General features: G+C 45.2%; 15 protein-coding genes. 5 read left to right on the top strand and 10 right to left on the bottom strand.

Annotated features, from left to right (window positions below):
- The first annotated feature begins 26 nt into the window (after positions 1-26).
- Positions 27-956 carry a tRNA pseudouridine(55) synthase TruB gene (gene truB / locus ACL6C3_RS22460; protein WP_413161296.1) on the top strand — a complete coding sequence of 310 codons (930 nt, stop codon included), beginning with the start codon at positions 27-29 and terminating at the stop codon, positions 954-956.
- 42 nt (positions 957-998) lie between these two features.
- On the opposite strand, the gene ACL6C3_RS22465 is transcribed toward truB, so the two are convergent.
- Positions 999-1889, bottom strand: a complete 891-nt coding sequence (locus ACL6C3_RS22465) for a calcium-binding protein (protein WP_413161297.1) — start codon at positions 1887-1889, stop codon at positions 999-1001.
- 617 nt (positions 1890-2506) lie between these two features.
- Positions 2507-2650 carry a hypothetical protein gene (locus ACL6C3_RS22470; protein ID WP_413161298.1) on the bottom strand — a complete coding sequence of 48 codons (144 nt, stop codon included), beginning with the start codon at positions 2648-2650 and terminating at the stop codon, positions 2507-2509.
- 193 nt (positions 2651-2843) lie between these two features.
- Between ACL6C3_RS22470 and ACL6C3_RS22475 the strand changes: the two genes are divergently transcribed.
- Positions 2844-4547: a DUF1565 domain-containing protein gene (locus ACL6C3_RS22475; protein ID WP_413161300.1), complete on the top strand. Its 1704-nt coding sequence runs from the start codon at positions 2844-2846 to the stop codon at positions 4545-4547.
- Positions 4548-5160: 613 nt separating this feature from the next.
- On the opposite strand, the gene ACL6C3_RS22480 is transcribed toward ACL6C3_RS22475, so the two are convergent.
- From ACL6C3_RS22480 to ACL6C3_RS22495, 4 genes are all read right to left on the bottom strand, one after another.
- Entirely contained in the window at positions 5161-5457 is a 297-nt protein-coding gene (locus ACL6C3_RS22480; RefSeq protein ID WP_413161302.1) for a DUF3493 domain-containing protein, read from the bottom strand.
- Positions 5458-5630: 173 nt separating this feature from the next.
- The gene (locus ACL6C3_RS22485; protein WP_413161303.1) at positions 5631-6971 is read right to left on the bottom strand and encodes an erythromycin esterase family protein; all 1341 of its coding nucleotides are present in this window, start codon (positions 6969-6971) and stop codon (positions 5631-5633) included.
- A 59-nt stretch (positions 6972-7030) separates the two neighbouring features.
- Positions 7031-7441 (bottom strand): phosphoribosyltransferase, encoded by a 411-nt coding sequence (locus ACL6C3_RS22490; protein WP_413161304.1) that lies wholly within the window; start codon positions 7439-7441, stop codon positions 7031-7033.
- Positions 7407-7691 (bottom strand): phosphoribosyltransferase family protein, encoded by a 285-nt coding sequence (locus tag ACL6C3_RS22495; RefSeq protein ID WP_413161306.1) that lies wholly within the window; start codon positions 7689-7691, stop codon positions 7407-7409. Before ACL6C3_RS22495 ends, ACL6C3_RS22490 begins: the two co-directional genes overlap by 35 nt.
- A 279-nt stretch (positions 7692-7970) precedes the next feature.
- On the opposite strand from ACL6C3_RS22495, the gene ACL6C3_RS22500 reads away from it, so the two are divergent.
- Positions 7971-9206 carry a permease gene (locus ACL6C3_RS22500; RefSeq protein ID WP_413161307.1) on the top strand — a complete coding sequence of 412 codons (1236 nt, stop codon included), beginning with the start codon at positions 7971-7973 and terminating at the stop codon, positions 9204-9206.
- Positions 9207-9439: 233 nt separating this feature from the next.
- On the opposite strand, the gene ACL6C3_RS22505 is transcribed toward ACL6C3_RS22500, so the two are convergent.
- The 3 genes from ACL6C3_RS22505 to ACL6C3_RS22515 all read right to left on the bottom strand — a co-directional run bounded on the left by ACL6C3_RS22505 (position 9440) and on the right by ACL6C3_RS22515 (position 12071).
- Complete coding sequence (locus ACL6C3_RS22505) at positions 9440-9655, bottom strand: hypothetical protein (RefSeq protein ID WP_413161309.1); 216 nt, start codon at positions 9653-9655, stop codon at positions 9440-9442.
- A 109-nt stretch (positions 9656-9764) separates the two neighbouring features.
- A complete protein-coding gene (locus tag ACL6C3_RS22510) occupies positions 9765-11084 on the bottom strand; it encodes an MlaD family protein (RefSeq protein ID WP_413161310.1) in 1320 nt (439 codons plus the stop codon).
- Positions 11085-11282: 198 nt separating this feature from the next.
- Entirely contained in the window at positions 11283-12071 is a 789-nt protein-coding gene (locus ACL6C3_RS22515; RefSeq protein WP_413168393.1) for an ABC transporter ATP-binding protein, read from the bottom strand.
- A gap of 945 nt (positions 12072-13016) precedes the next feature.
- Here ACL6C3_RS22515 and ACL6C3_RS22520 point away from each other — a divergent pair.
- Both ACL6C3_RS22520 and tsaE read left to right on the top strand, forming a co-directional pair.
- The gene (locus ACL6C3_RS22520) at positions 13017-14393 is read left to right on the top strand and encodes a gluconeogenesis factor YvcK family protein (RefSeq protein WP_413161311.1); all 1377 of its coding nucleotides are present in this window, start codon (positions 13017-13019) and stop codon (positions 14391-14393) included.
- Between the two features lie 32 nt (positions 14394-14425).
- Positions 14426-14881, top strand: coding sequence for a tRNA (adenosine(37)-N6)-threonylcarbamoyltransferase complex ATPase subunit type 1 TsaE (gene tsaE, locus ACL6C3_RS22525; protein ID WP_413161313.1), 456 nt, complete (start codon positions 14426-14428; stop codon positions 14879-14881).
- 259 nt (positions 14882-15140) lie between these two features.
- Here the strand turns inward: tsaE and ACL6C3_RS22530 are convergent, their stop codons facing one another.
- Positions 15141-16409 carry a pentapeptide repeat-containing protein gene (locus ACL6C3_RS22530; RefSeq protein ID WP_413161315.1) on the bottom strand — a complete coding sequence of 423 codons (1269 nt, stop codon included), beginning with the start codon at positions 16407-16409 and terminating at the stop codon, positions 15141-15143.
- Positions 16410-16435: the final 26 nt, after the last annotated feature.

Consider the following 16435-nt stretch of genomic DNA (forward strand, 5'->3'; position numbering starts at 1 on the left):
GTGTTTGAGCGTTTCTCTATTCTAAAATGCAGGGCTTTCTAAATCTCAATAAACCTGCGGGTTGGACATCCCACGATTGTGTGGCTCGGGTGCGTCGTCTGCTGAAGTTAAAACGTGTTGGACACGCCGGAACACTCGATCCGGCCGCGGTTGGCGTTTTACCTTTGGCTGTGGGAAAAGCAACCCGTTTGCTACAATTTTTACCCGCTCAAAAAGCTTATCGGGCGACGATTCGTTTCGGGATGACCACCACAACTGATGATTTGGAAGGCGAAACTCTCACCACTCAAAATGTTGCCGAATTAAATTTAGAACAAATTCGGACGATTTTACCCAAATTTTTAGGGAAAATTGAACAAATTCCCCCCCGCTATAGTGCGATTCAAGTGGACGGAAAACGGTTATATGATTTGGCTCGTCAAGGAAAAGCGGTAGAGGTTCCCAAACGAACCGTTGAAGTTTTTCAGTTAGACGTTTTGGGCTGGAATTGTGGCGAATTTCCCGAATTACAATTGGCGATTACTTGTGGGGCGGGAACTTATATTCGCTCAATTGCTAGAGATTTAGGGGAAATGCTGCACACCGGCGGAACGTTGGCTCATCTGGTTCGCACTCACAGCAGCGGATTTGATTTGACCGAAAGTTTGACTATAGAAGTCTTAGAAAGCCAGATCAAACAAGGCACGTTTCAACTCATTCCCCCGTCTACTGCTTTGAAACACTTAGAAGCCATTACTCTTTCTTCGGTTGAAGATGCCAAACGCTGGTGTCAGGGACAAGCTGTTGTTTGTCAGGCTGAGAATACAACCAACTCGATTTTTAGAGTTTATCATCCCGAGGGTTTATTTTTGGGATTGGGTCAAACGGTTTTACTCGATTCCCAAACGGTTTTAAAACCTCAAATTGTTCTGGCCGATCAGTCTCAAGTTTTTCTCAATCCGGGCAAGGCAAACTGAACTCAGTATTCTAGTATTGCCCCACCCAAAAGAGATTACTCCTTAGAATACCTCGAAATCTCCAGAAGAGAGTTCGGGGTTGTTCAAGATTTCAACCACAAGCTGTCCATTGAAGAACAGTTGACCTGTTTCACGGACATAGACCAAAGGCGTATTCACACCCGATCTTTCCGCTTCAGTCCCGACCAAAGTAAACTCACTGTCTTCAACACCTCCACCCAAGCCAGAGAAGGCATCTCCACCTAAAACAATGGTTTCTCCACTCTCAAAGGCAACAATGGTGTCTGCATCACTGCTACCTGTCTGGAAAAAGGCGTAAGTATCACTTCCTTCGCCTCCATTCAAGCGGTCATTACCCTTGTCTCCAGCGAGGAAGTCCCCACCAGTTCCACCTCGCAGGGTGTCATTACCTTGACCCCCATAGAGGGTGTCACTTTCTTCTCCACCTTCTAGGAGGTCATTGCCTTGGTTTCCGAACAGGAGATCCTCACCATCGCCCCCCACGAGAGTGTCAGCGCCATCAACCCCAAACAGGGTGTCCGAAGCATCACCTCCATCTACGGCATCATCGCCATCATCCCCTTGAATTCGGTCGTTATCGGCTCCACCGTACAGTTCATCATTTCCTTTGCCGCCATACAAGAAATCATCTCCGGCTAGACCTTTGATGATATCATCGCCCTCGCCACCGGCTAGCTCGTTGCTTCCGGCAGCACCGATTATGGAATCATCACCGGCGCCACCCGCGATCGTAACATTAGCATTGGCAGAACCGGGAACAATGGTATCAGCACCCGTACCTCCCAAGATTTCAACTACATTAGCTCCAGTCGGCCGAAGTCTATTATCGACCGCCGGATCTTCGGGGCTGATAATGGTTCCGGCCGGGCCTGCGGCTTCTAAACCCGGAGTTGAGGGAATTAGCTCTGACATATTTCCTCCAGACGAGAGTTGTACACTTGAATTTCAACAATGGGATTCTACAATAGGAGTCGCTATTCTGGTAGACTCATTCTCTTAATTGAGATAAAAACTTACTCAATCTTACGGCAAGTTGAAGCCAAATCCGGTCTGGCTTACTTGGAAAAATTACAGATCACCCAGTGTATCAAAACGCTATAGAATTTTAGTGATACCTGGGATGTTTTAGCAAGTTGACTTTAAGTTTTCATTATGGGACACTTAATTTCCCTCACGAGAGTGAGGGACACTTATCAACAAGTCAATTCGTAAAAATTCTGTACCAGAATATCAGAAGTGGTTGATAAAATGCAATAGATTGTTGTAGACAATAGCAAAACAATAGAATTCAAGATCCACCAACACCCCTGTAAAAATTCAGCCGCAATCACCTCCTCAACTGGAACACCCCTACCCCCGCCGGCTGTCTTCGAGAGAAGATTCGAGAGGAGAAGTGTGTACTCCCCAACCCGCAAACCTCCCTAAATTTGAGATCGGAACTCTCAGATTATAAATTGAGTCACGCCAATCGGGAGGGGGGCAAAGGAACTAGAGAAACACCGAATCGATCGCTACGTGTCACCATACCACTAACGGTGACGGTGGTTGTGCATCAAAGGTTCCCAACTCATCCCACAAAACTGACATTTCTTGAGAAACTGGATCGCTCGGCTCTTGCTCGTCGGGTAAATGCGTCCTTGAGTCGCCATCAACGGTTCGCGCTCAATAGGCAACGGATCAAGTATTTTTCGACTGGTGTCGGCAGAAATCCCAGGTAATAATTTTTACCCTTCAAGCTTGAGTCCTGAATTCGTTAAAATTCTGAGAGTTGGCACAATAGAAACATCCGCAAGATGATTTGATCCCGAGTCGGCGAAGTCTGGCCGATCCCCATTGGAATCCATCAACGACACCCCCAAAAATCATATGACTAAACCCCGTTCTCCCTTACAAACTTGTTTTATTCATCAAACTTTTACCCAGAAACCTTCAAAAGCCGTCTTCTCCCCTCTGAGAATTGGTCAACTGAGTTTAACCTTTGTCCTGGGACTCACCGCCCTAGTGGGAACCTCCACCCGGACAAACGCTCAACCTTCCGGGCTTTCTCTAACCAGATTTCCCCAACCCCAACAACTGGTTCAAGCCCAACAAGTCATTTACGTCGATCCCGTCAACGGCGTCGATAGCGACACCTCGGGAAATAATGCCAATCCCTTCCGTACCCTCACCTACGCCTTACAAAAAGCCCAACCTGGCGTTACCGTCCAACTCGCACCCGGAACCTACAGCCAACAAACCGGGGAAATTTTCCCCATTTCCGTTCCCGACGGGGTTGTATTGCGCGGAGAGGCTTCTAACAACGGTCAAAATGTTGTAATTATCGGGGGCGGAAACTTTGTCAGCCCCACATTTGCCCGTCAAAACGTCACCCTGAGAACCCAAGGAAACAGCCAAATTAGCGGCGTAACCGTCACCAACCCCAACACGCGCGGCACCGCCTTATGGGTCGAATCCTCCACACCGACCATCACCGACTCCACTTTTGCCAACAGCAAACGGGATGGTATTTTTATTAGTGCAGAAGGCAATCCTAAAGTTGAGAATAATATCTTTATTCAAAATGAAGGGAATGGTATTTCCGTCGCCCGTTCCGGTCAAGGAGAAATCCGCAGCAATCTATTTCAAAATACCGGATTTGCCATTTCGGTTAACGACCAAGCCGCACCCCAAATTGTGGAAAATCAAATTATCGAAAATCGAGATGGGATTGTCGTTTCTCATTCGGCTCAACCGATTCTTCGCAATAATCTGATTGAAAATAATAGCCGAGATGGAGTGGTGGCGATCGCTCAATCTCAACCCAATTTAGGCACCGCTGACAATCCCGGAAATAACATTATTCGCAATAATAGCCGCTACGATGTTTACAACGCCACTCGCGGAAATACGCTGTTGGCCGTCGGCAATGAAATTGATGAAAGTCGCATTTCCGGGCCGGTGGAGTTTGTGGCGGCATCTGTCAATGCACCCGATGTTAATCTCAATGTCGGTACTTTATCGGATTTGCGGGGGCATTGGGCGCAACCTTATATTGAGGCTTTGGTCTCTCAAGGGATTATGTCGGGTTTTGATGATGGTTCGTTCCGTCCCGATGAACCCATTACTCGCGTACAATTTGCGGCGATTGTACAAAAAGCTTTTTCACCCACTCCCCAACAACCGGCCGGTAATTTTAGCGATGTTTCTGCCAATTTTTGGGGATACAATGCCATTCAAACCGCTTACCGGGCGGGTTTTCTCACTGGCTATCCCGATGGTCAGTTTAAACCGAATGAACCCCTAACTCGGGTTCAGGGTATTGTCGGACTTGCCAAGGGTTTGGGTTATACTTCAGACAATACTAACGTTTTATCCGTTTATCAAGACCTCAATCAAATTCCCAACTGGGCTTTACAAGCGGTTGCCGGCGCCACTGAAAACCAATTAATTGTTAACTATCCTCAACAAAATCAGTTAAATCCCAATCAAGTCGCCACCCGTGCCGATATTGCCGCTTTTGTTTACCAAGCCCTTGTTAACAAAGGAAAAGCCCAGGCCATCGATTCTCCCTACCTCGTTAGCAATCCCTAATTACAGATTTATACCCCAAAAACCCCAAAAAACCCGGTTGATCACAGAAACCGAGTTTTTCAGCGTAAACACTGGTGATATGATATCCGACTAATCAATATCCCAAACGTAGGGGCGGGTTCGACCGCGAACTTTACTACTACTCACAGATTGAGATAAACCCGCCCCATCCCATAACGATATTAATCAACCCGATATTATATGAGGCGGTCACTGAAAAAGGGCGGGTTTATAGAGGTTGTCTGTGGGAATCATAGATTTAGACTGAGGCGCGCCCGTACAACAAGGGTCACTGTTCACTGAAAAACTGATCACTGTTAACTGTTCACTGGTCACTGTTCACTGGTCACTGATAACTGTAAATTGCACCACCCTTCCCCATCGGGAAAGCTGGTGCTTTGTTTTGGTTGTTATAGTTAGGGTCTTTATGAATGCTGACCCCATTTGAACGATAAAAAGGGATTTATGCTTAAGGTCTTTATATTGGCTGACCTCAATTGATTTAGTTTCTATATTCTTGCAGGGATCGCCGATAATCTTTTATTTCATAATATTTTCTTTATTTTCTTTTCTTTACGGCTTATATACCTTTGTCTAGAATTGTGAACTTATGTTACTTGGACCGAGAGGAACGACGGGCGGCCCGTTTTTCCAGGCGAAACAGCCAAACCATCAAAGCCACAACACCCACCTGAAGCCCAAAGTTCGGTAAAGCCTCAGCCACTTCTCGCCCCGCCAACAGTTGCGCCAAAAACACTAACGCACCAATAAAGCCAGAAGCCCCAAATGCCACATAAATAAATTGCCGCAGCCCTCGGTAGGGGGCTTTCAGTTCGGCTTGCAGACGGGCGTACTTTTCTGGGGAGAGTTGACTTTTCGGAGGTTGGCGATCGGAGTTCGGGTCGGACATGAATTTTTGCAAAGGACTGCTCGGCTTATTTTACTACTAGCAAGCCAAAACTGCATCCTCCTTTTGGTAGGGAATAGGCAAGGGGTAAGGGGGTTTGATCGAAAAGCTTCAAAAACTCCAGACCCGTACAAATCAAAAAACCCGGTTTCTGGGGTGTATATTCCGACGAACAATTAAATTCCGGTTGGGAAGGTTTCCGGCACTTCTCCTCGATCCCATTGGGGTGTACGTTCTAACGGTTCAACCGCCCGGGTTTCATCAAAATGAACGATCGCATCAAACTGTTGGGGTAATTCTGCTAGAAAATAATGGCTGATCCGTTCACTTTCGGGGCGATAAATCACCCCAATTGCCCGTTCTAACCGAGACGCACGCAACCCCCGCACGGCTTCGTTTTCTTCCCGCAAATTTAGCCAAAAGTTGGGCAGTTCCGTCTGATGAAATAGGGCTTCATAACTTTCGCGCAACGCCGGACGGACCCGCTTGCGTTCGGCTGATGCACCCCAATTTGAAGCGGCTGTCACGGTTCCGGTGTAGGTACTGAAACCAATGAGAAAAGCTTCGTGATTATATTCCTGACGCACCAGTTGACCAACGTTTAATTCCCCTGCGGCGCCCATATCCGTCGCCCTGGCATCGCCGAGGTGGGAGTTATGTTCCCAAACCACAACTTTTGTCGGCTGACCCTGCTGTTCAAAGTGAGTCACCAGTTGGTTAAGAGTTTCCGCCATGTGGCGATCGCGCAAATTCCAAGACGAAATTCGACCCCGAAACATGGAACGATAATATTCTTCGGCATTTTTGATCAACCGGGCATTTTGTTCGGCATAAAAGAACTCATCCTCGGGAATGCGACCATCCCGTTGGGCGTAGTCCGCCGCCTGACGTCGGATATCAACCAGTTGGTTAAGCACATCCTGTTCACAAGGTTTACTCAAACCAAAACGGGTCGCATATCCGTATTGTTGACTATCTTCGCCGAACTGGTCAAAACACGAATAACGGTAACGCGCCCTCGCTGCGGCTTCCGGGTCAACGCTATCGAGATACTTGAGAACCGCTTCGATAGAGGTATACAAACTGTAGAGATCCAGCCCATAAAACCCCGTTTTTACCGCATTTTTGGGTAAACTATCGTTATAGTGTCGCAGCCAGTCGATAAAATTCAACACGTCAATATTCCGCCACATCCAAGTCGGGAAGCGCTGGAAATTTCCCAAGGCGTCGAGACTGGTTGCATCGTCGCTGACACCCCGAACATAACGGTTAATTCGATAGGCGTCGGGCCAGTCCGCTTCTACGGCGACTGCGGTAAACCCTTTTTCTGCAATTAGGCGTTTGGTGATTTCCGCCCGCTGCTGATAAAATTCGTGGGTACCGTGAGACGCTTCGCCGATCAGGACAAAACGGGACTCGCCGATCGCATCCAATAACATATCGTAGTCTGTCGTTGTTCCTGAAATGGGATGTGCCGCTTGACGCAGGATTTCGGCGAGTTTAGTTGTCGTTGGCATAATCTTAATCCTCCGAATTCTAGCAAGTCGCGGGCCGTCTGTTGACAAATTGATAAAATTCAAACATTCTGCGCTGTTTGTTGATCGACCGAATGTTCCAGCAAGTCGCGCACTTCTTCGTCGCTGGTTTGGTCAAATTTGTCGTACCACAACCCCACCGCTAAAAAGGGTTGGGGGGTTTGGCTGCAAATCATTTCGTCTACTTCGACTTGCAATGAGTTGCAGGTTTCCGGCGCTGACACGGGAACCGCACCGATCATTTTTTTCGGGTTGTGCTGTCGTAACGCGATCGCTGCGGCACGCATCGAAGCGCCCGTTGCCAAACCGTCATCGACTAAAATGACTATGCGATCGCCTAATTCTAACGGTGGGCGATCGCCTCGGTAAGCCTTTTCCCGTCGTTCTAGTTCTCGTTGTTCTTTGGCTGCAACTTGGTTAATGGCGTCTTCGGATATATTCAGCGATCGCAACACTTCCTCGTTTAAAATGCGGGTTTTCCCACTGGCGATCGCCCCCCGAAGCCAATTCTTCGCGACCCGGTACGCCCAGTTTCCGCACCAGCCAAACATCTAGGGGGGCGTTTAGTTCTCTGGCGACTTGAAACGCAACGGGTACGCCGCCCCGAGGTAATGCCAGGACAATCACATCGGGACGGTTGGCATAGGTTTTCAGGTCTTTGGCGAGTCTTCGACCGGCTTCTGTTCGATTTTTGAATATCATAATTATTCTTGTTTTTCTAAAACTCAGTCGGTTAGAAATTTATGGAGGATGCAGCAATCGCCGAAAAAAAATAGATCTACTTTAAGCTCTTATTTACTAATTTAGATCGTCAAACAACTAACGTTCTCGATCTATAGGTATAGAATCGGAAGAACTTAGTAACTGTTGCGAAACCGGGTTTATAACTTTCTATCTTTCAGCTTACCTCGATAGCAGGATGTCTTAAGTTAGGCATTCACCTAATGTAACGGCAAGGTTAATTAGATTTTGGTTGGTTTCATGGAGAGTAGTGGATTTTTAAGTAGCTACAGTAATGCGGCGTTAACGTCTTTGAGTTTTTTCTGGAAGGCTTTATGGGCTTTTGTTCTGGGTTATATTGTCAGTAGTGCAATTCAGGTGTTTGTGACTCGCGAACGCATGAAACGGACGATGGGAGAAGCGGGAAAAAAGAGTATTGCTCTCGGTACATTTTTTGGGTTTATTTCCAGTTCTTGTAGTTTTGCGGCGCTGGCTACAACCAAGTCTTTATTTAAAAAAGGGGCGGGGTTTGTTCCGTCTTTGGCTTTTTTGTTGGCTTCTACAAATTTGGTGATTGAACTGGGTTTTATTATTGCGATTTTCCTGGGTTGGCAGTTTGTGGTCGGGGAATATTTGGGCGGAATAATTTTGATTTTGTTAATGTGGCAAGTGGTTCGGTTGACCCGTCCGAAAAAGTTAATTAAAAAAGCCCGAAGACAGCTAAATGAACAGGAGGGACAGGAAGACGAAAATAAAGAAGTTCCCGACTGGAAAGAAAAAATTCAAACCGAAAAAGCTTGGATACAAGTTGCCAAGAAATATTTTATGGAATGGAAAATGGTCTGGAAAGATGTTACTTTTGGGTTTACCATTGCGGGGATTATTTCGGCGTTTGTTCCCCGAACGTTTTTTCAGACTTTATTTATAGGTTCCGGTCAAGATACTTCTCCGGGTTTTTTCGCTATTTTAGAACATACTATTGTTGGTCCGTTGGCGGCGTTTTTTACGTTTATTGGTTCGATGGGAAATATTCCGCTTGCTTCTATTCTTTATAGTAATGGGGTGAGTTTTGCGGGGGTGATGGCGTTTATTTTTAGCGATTTGGTGGTGTTTCCGGTGATTCGGATTAATGCTAAATATTATGGTTGGAAACTTGCATCTTATATTGTTGCGGTGTTTTTGGCGGCTTTGGTGGGAACGTCTTTGATTTTACATTATGGGTTTTCGCTGTTGAATTTACTCCCAGAAACGACGGGTGAAAGTGCAGCGCAAAGTGACCGTTTTGCCATTGATTATACTTTTTGGTTGAATCTGGTTTTTCTCGCGCTTACGGGGGTTATCGCCTGGTTACACTACGGTAAAGGTCAAAAAGGTGAGGGGGAACATCACCATCATATGAGCGGGAATAAAGGAATTATTGAGCGGGTTTTGTTTTATCTGGCGATCGCGAGTATTATTTGGTTGGTTGGGGGTGTGATTGTTTCGTTTATGGTTTGAGTTTCGAGTTGAAATTTTTGAGTAAATCCTGTATAATTTCACTAGAAGGATTGGGGTTTCAGTGTTGAGGAACGCCCTTTCCTATTCCCCCAAATTCATTCACAAAAACCCGAACTAAATGTTGAGTATAGAGTTGCGCCCTGATGATTTTTGACTTAACCTTAAGCAACCCTGTAGGTTCAGAGTTGCTGGCAACAGAGTTGAGTATAATAGAAAGAAAATTTGTGCAAAATTCACTCCGTTTTGGAGAAATCATCAACGACTTTCACCCGTCCTCGCGCTACAGAACGTAATAGTCTATCAATGCAACGTCTTTCTTCTTCATCAAGAGATTCATCGAGCAAAGCCGCCATCAGTCCATAGCGATCGGCTTGGGTAAGACAGTGGTGATCGGTCACAGAAGCGATAATTTCATTAATCGCGCCGGGGAGGAGTTTGAGTTGATCCATAATAACAGATAGACTCGACTTTATGATTTTCTCATTCTTTAACGATATTAGCCGTGATGCTTTTCTGTTGAGTTTTGTGAACTCAACCCCCCCAACGAAGTGATATCGATCACCGGGTTTCCTCAGAGAAGCTAGACGGAGAGAGAAGGGGTTTTTCTTCGCTCTTGGATAAGCTTTCTTCAATAGCCATCGCTTCTGAATATTCGAGAATTTCCGAGAGAGGGGCGAGGGTTTTGGCGAGTTTTGTTTGTTCTTCTAACTGATCGGTATAGGTGAGAATATTCCCCAAACCGTTAATAATTTCTCGCAGACTTTGACGAACTTGGGGGTCGCCAATGAGATCGTCAACATCGGAGGTGAGTTTTTCGACATTTTGTAAAGTTGTACGAGCGGAGTCGAGGGTTTGTTGGAGTAAAATTATCGTATCCGGATCGTTAACCGCCCTAGATAAATCTAACAAATTTTCCGAAGCTTCGGCCGCATTAGCCGATAAAACTTCTAAGTTGTTTAACAACTGTCCCTGTTCAATTTTAGTCAGTAAAGGATTAAGACTCGCCACCGTGAGGCTGAGTTCTCCGGTAATTTGTTCAATGTTTTCTAGAGTGGTCGATAAACTCGAACGGTTACTGGCAATTAAAACCTGTACTTGATTGGCAATTGTACTGACTTCATTGGCTGTGCGTTGAACGGAATTCGCCGATTCAATGGTAGCGCGAGTTACTTCATTCGTCGAGTTTTGCAAAGTCGCCGAAATCGAACTTAATTCGGTCGAAAATGCACCAATTCCCCGATCAACCGAACTACTCATACTACCCAATTCTGTTTGGGCAACTTCAACTAACTCGGTCATTTTTGTGCTGAGTTTAGAGACTTCATCGGCGGCTAATGCGGTGCGTGCTGCGGCTTGGTTGAGGTTTTTAAACAGTTCGGGATTGGTATAAAGTTCGCTAAATTCAACCATCGAAGCCATCAATCGTTCCAAGCTAATTCCACTTTCTCCCGAGAGGATTGTTTCATCGCAAATAATCGTTTCCGGACAATCTGAACTGAGAGGATTAAACGCTTTCATCTCCTCCGATACCGGAGTTCTGGGAACAATATCAACAAAATTTTCACTCAATAAACCCGTTTGGCTTGATCGCACAACCACATCCCGAGGAATCACCAAATCCGAGGAGGTAATATCTAATTGAACTTCAACTAAATTAGAAGTGGGTTTAATATTACTGACTTGACCGACTTTTACCCCCCGATAACGGACGGGAGTACCGGGCTGCATTCCGGTGGCGTCGGGAAACTCGACCCGAATTTGATAGCCTTCGTTATTGAGGCGCAAACCTTGCACCCAAAAGGCAAACATTCCAAATAAACTTAATCCAAATAGGGTTAATAATCCGACTGAACCTTCTCGAATTGCTCGCGATCGCATGATATTTTGTTCCCCTTTTATTATAGCGGCTTTCAAACAGTCTCAAGACTTGGAGCAGATCTTTACTATTCTTTCATCATAGCTATTCTATGGAAGATTTTGGAACCGGAGAAGATTTTTAGTGATTTTCAACACTTGTTTTAAGATATTTTTGCCTAGAAAGCCGTGCGAATTGTTACAACAAACGTGAATAAATCCTTAATTTACAATTTGAATCGGACCGTTGACACTGCCGCTAAAAAACTGTCGGACAATTGGATTGTCTGTACTGTAAGCCTCATCAACATCTCCCGACCATTGAATTTTACCTTTGTACAGAAAAATGACTTGATCGGCCGTGCGGCGAATCGTGCTATCTTGGTGAGTAACCATCACATAAGTATTTGCTCCGCCATTGCGTTGTAGGTCGCGAATTAAATCTTCAATCACCGTCGAAGCAATCGGATCTAAACCGGCGGTGGGTTCATCATAGAGGATCACTTCGGGATTATGAGCGGGATTTTCAGGATTAGGTAAAATTGCCCGGGCAAAACTCACCCGTTTACGCATTCCCCCGGAAAGTTCAGCCGGAAAGCGATCGCCAATTCCCGGTAAACCCACCATTTCCAAGCGTTCATCGACTAACTTTTCAATGGTTTTCCGAGACAATTTCGTATGTTGATACAGAGAAAATCCGACATTTTCTCTAACATTTAGCGAGTCAAATAAAGCCGCATTTTGAAACACCATGCCAATCCCAATCGGATCGCGAATATCATCAACCCAACCTTTGCGTTTATAACCATTAATATAAACCTGACCGGCATCCGGTTTGAGCAACCCCGCAATAATTCGCAAAATCGTAGATTTACCCGTTCCCGAAGGGCCGATAATGGCAAGCGCCTGTCCTTTATGAATGTTCAAATCAACGTTATCGAGAATAACGCTACTTCCAAAGGACTTGCTAATTCCTTTTAGCTCAATTAAAGTTTCAAAATCATCGGGCATAGGATATTCTGCACCAACAACCACAGAATCGTTGCACTAATCTATTCTACAAAGTGTTTACGGTAAACAGTGAACAGGTGTCAGGTGTCAGGCGTCAGGTGTGTAGGGGCGGGTTCTGCAAAAATTTATCAATTCCCAGCAACAATTGATATAAACCCGCCCCCCTGTCAGGCGTCAGGTGTGTAGGGGCGGGTTCTGCAAAAATTTATCAATTCCCAGCAACAATTGATATAAACCCGCCCCCCTGTCAGGTGTCAGGCGTGTAGGGGCGGGTTCTGCAAAAATTTATCAATTCCCAGCAACAATTGATATAAACCCGCCCCCCTGTCAGGCGTCAGGCGTCGGGTGTGTAGGGGCGGGTTCTGCAAAAATTTATCAATTCCCAGCAACAATTGATATAAACCCGCCCCCCTGTCAGGCGTCAGGTGTGTAGGGGCGGGTTCTGCAAAAATTTATCAATTCCCAGCAACAATTGATATAAACCCGCCCCCCTGTCAGGCGTCAGGCGTCGGGTGTCGGGGAAAAACTGATCGCTGACAACTCTAACAACTGGTGACAGGTGTTGCAGCGCGGTCTTGGGGGTTTCCCCCATGAGCGACTGCTGAACCCGGAGGGTGACAGGTGTTGCAGTGCGGACTTGGCGGTTTCCGTATCGGAGCGCGAACTCGCGACTTGGCGGTTTCCGTCGAGAGCGAAGTTCGCAAGAGAGCAACTGCTGTTCGCGCAGCGTCTCCGCAGGAGATACCCGGAGGGTGACTGGTGACTGTAAAACTGCCTTTTACCTGTTCTGTGTTTCTTTATGTCGTATGAGAAGATAAACTCAACATCGGGGGTGCTAACATCACGCACGGGAGGGGACGCGAGACGACTGAACAACTCAACCCTTCCGTAATCTTGATAAAATGCGTTGTTCAAACCCTGTTGATACCTTTGAGGTTGTCATCCATGTCAAATGGTTCATTGAAAAAAAACCTACGCAAGTTAGCAAAATCTCGGCATATTCTCGGTTGGTCGAGTAGTCATTCTCCCCGTCTGGTGCGACAGTGGTTTAAATGGTTGGCGCCCGGACTGTTGGTCAAACGTTGGTTACTCATCAGCGCCGGAGGAATGCTGCTGACCAGTTTGGGGTTGGCGGTGTGGACGGGAATGACTCCCATTTTCTACCTGCTGCAACTCCTCAAAGATATTTTAGGATTTATTACCACCGTTGTTCCGAACTCGGTGTCGGGGCCAATCGCCATTATTGTCGGTTTGCTATTAATTTTCTGGGGTCAAATTCGCACTTTAAATTCTATTACTCAGGTGTTGATGCCGGAAGGCGACGATCATTTAGTTGATCGGTTGCTGGCCCATCGACGTCTGCATCGCGGCCCGAAAATTGTCGCCGTCGGGGGCGGAACGGGTTTATCAACGCTGTTGCGGGGTTTAAAACAATACAGCGCCAATATTTCTGCAATTGTTACTGTAGCTGATGATGGCGGGTCTTCTGGGCGTTTGCGCCGGGAAATTGGGGTGTTACCGCCTGGAGATATTCGCAACTGTTTGGCGGCTTTGGCTGATGAAGAACAGCTTTTAACGGAACTGTTTCAATACCGTTTTAAGGCGGGAGATGGCTTAAGCGGTCACAGTTTTGGGAATTTATTTTTAACCGCAATGAGCGATATTACCGGGGATTTAGAACGGGCAATTGCGGCGAGTTCTAAGGTTTTAGCCATTCGAGGTCAAGTGTTACCCGCAACGTTGAGCGATGTGCATTTGTGGGCAAAAATGGCCGATGGTCGGCGAATTTATGGGGAATCTAGTATTACGGAAGCTAAGGGTAAAATTGTTAAAATTGGCTGTATTCCTTCCGAGCCTCCCGCGTTACCAAAAGCCATTCAAGCCATTGTCGAAGCTGATTTAATTATTATTGGGCCGGGGAGTTTATATACGAGTATTATTCCGAATTTATTGGTGCCTGAAATAGCCCAGGCGATCGCTTCTGCAAATGTTCCTCGGATTTATGTTTGTAATGCGATGACGCAACCGGGAGAAACGGACGGTTATACGGTGGCGGATCATATTTTGGCGATTGATAATGCTTGCGGTTGTCGTTTGTTTGATGCGGTTTTGGTACAGGGTAAAGTTCCCCTGGCGCAATCGTTAATTAAATATGCTCAAGAGGGGTCTTATCCGGTAGTTTTAGATCGGGATGTGGTGAAACAGTTGGGACGAAGAATTGTATTAACAAACGTGATCGAAGTGGATGAAATAACGGGTTATATTCGCCATAATTCCGAACGGTTAGCCCAAGTGTTGTTACGTTGGTATTCTCACGCTTAAACTGAAGATTGACAACAAATTACGGTTAATAAATGTCTGCCAAGCTAACGGTTTCTCTCGCTGATTCTCAAGCGACTTATCATTTGGGTAAGCGTTTGGGAGAGTTACTTTTTCCGGGTTGCATTCTCTTACTTGAAGGCGATTTGGGTGCCGGAAAAACCACACTGGTTCAAGGTTTGGGCGCCGGATTAGAAATTCCTGAAAATATTGAAAGTCCCACGTTTACTTTAATTAATGAATATCATTCTGGACGTGTTCCCCTCTATCATCTGGATTTATATCGTTTAGAACCCTCGGAAGTTGAACGGTTAAATATTGAATTGTATTGGGAAGGAATCGAAGTTAATCCCGGAATTACGGCGATAGAATGGGCCGAACGTTTACCCTATCAACCGGATGATTTTATTCAAATTCGTTTAAAACATCAAGATGATGGGAGTCGTTTGGCGGAGATGATTTATCCCGAATCTTTTCAATTAAAATTGTAATACCAATTCTTTATGAAGCTGCATCTAATTAATCTCTTGATCAATCCCCCCTAACCCCCCTTTAATCCCCCCTTGATCCCCCCTTAAAAAGGGGGGTGAGGGAAGCCGCAGGCGGGGGGATCGTCAAAAGTTGCATGATTAGAAAGAAATGGTATAAGGGGAAAATTCACCACAAAGACACGAAGATTCGCTCTTGTTGTTTTCTGGGTCGAGCGTTGTTTTTATTCATTCAATTTTTCTGTTAACTCCAGAAAAAAAATTACAGGAGAGTACCATTCGGCATGATTGTATTTGCAAAAATTGCTTCTTTCAAATGCTTTTCTGTAAGACCTAAAGCACCCGTTAGATTAGCACCCGTTAGATTAGCATCCGTTAGATTAGCATCTGTTAGATTAGCATCTGTTAGATTAGCACCCGTTAAATTAACTTTGCTGAAATTAAGAGAATCAAGCCGACGATTTTGTAAATCAATACCACTAAGATCTAATCCGGGTTTTAGTATAATTGCTCCTAACTCCGCAGGATTAACTGTCTTAGGAAAGTCTTGAAAAGAATTACTATCGAGAAAAGCGCCCTCCAAACTCACTCCAGTGAAGTCACAGGGAAAAGAATCACTATAAAAAGGAGGGGTAAATGCTGCACCTCGGAGATTAGCGTTGCGAAAAGTTGAGTGACTAAGATTACATCCATCAAAAAGCGATTTAGCAAAACAGGCATTCGTGAAATTAACTTGGCGCAAATCAATTACAGGCTTACCAAACATATTTGGCCCTTCCCACCAAACCTCAGAAAAATGAGCATTACTAAAATTAGCTCCTGTAAAACAGCAATTCTCAAACATAACTGGGTACAAATCTGTATAACTCAAGTTTGCTTCACGTAAATCACAATCATAAAAATTAGCAGCCGAATGATCTCCTAAATAGGCATGACTGAGATTAGCTCTTTGAAAGTCTACATCTCTAATCTCGGACTCTAACCTCGCATGGCTAAGATTTGCTCCTTGTAAACAAACATTTTCAAGGTTACTTATCTTGCTGTAGCTGAGGTCGGCTCCTTCTAATAATACATTTTCTAGACTTCCTATCCTGCTATGGCTGAGATTTGCTCCTTCTAATAATACATTTTCTAGACCGACTATATTGCTGTAGCTGAGATCAACACCTGTGAGATCAACATCTTCAATATCTATAAAATCTCCCCTCTCAAACTTGGCATGGCTGAGATTTGCACCTTGTAAATAAACATTATTCAGATTTGTTATTTTGCTGTAGCTAAGATTTGCATCTTGTAAATAAACATAATTCAGATTTGTTATTTTGCTGTAGCTAAGATCGGCTCCTTCTAACAATACATCTTCTAGATTTTCTATCTTGCTATGGCTGAGATTTGCTCCTTCTAACAGCACATTTTTTAGATCTGTTATATTGCTATAGCTGAGATCAACACCTGTAAGATCAATATCTTCGAGATCCTTAAATGTTCGTTGTCCCGCTTGATAAGCATCTATTACGTCTTGTCGGTTCATAGTCGTACTACATTATGTATTCCGAC

Origin of the sequence: Capilliphycus salinus ALCB114379, from assembly GCF_047276495.1 — a bacterium.
Taxonomy (GTDB): domain Bacteria; phylum Cyanobacteriota; class Cyanobacteriia; order Cyanobacteriales; family Microcoleaceae; genus Capilliphycus; species Capilliphycus salinus.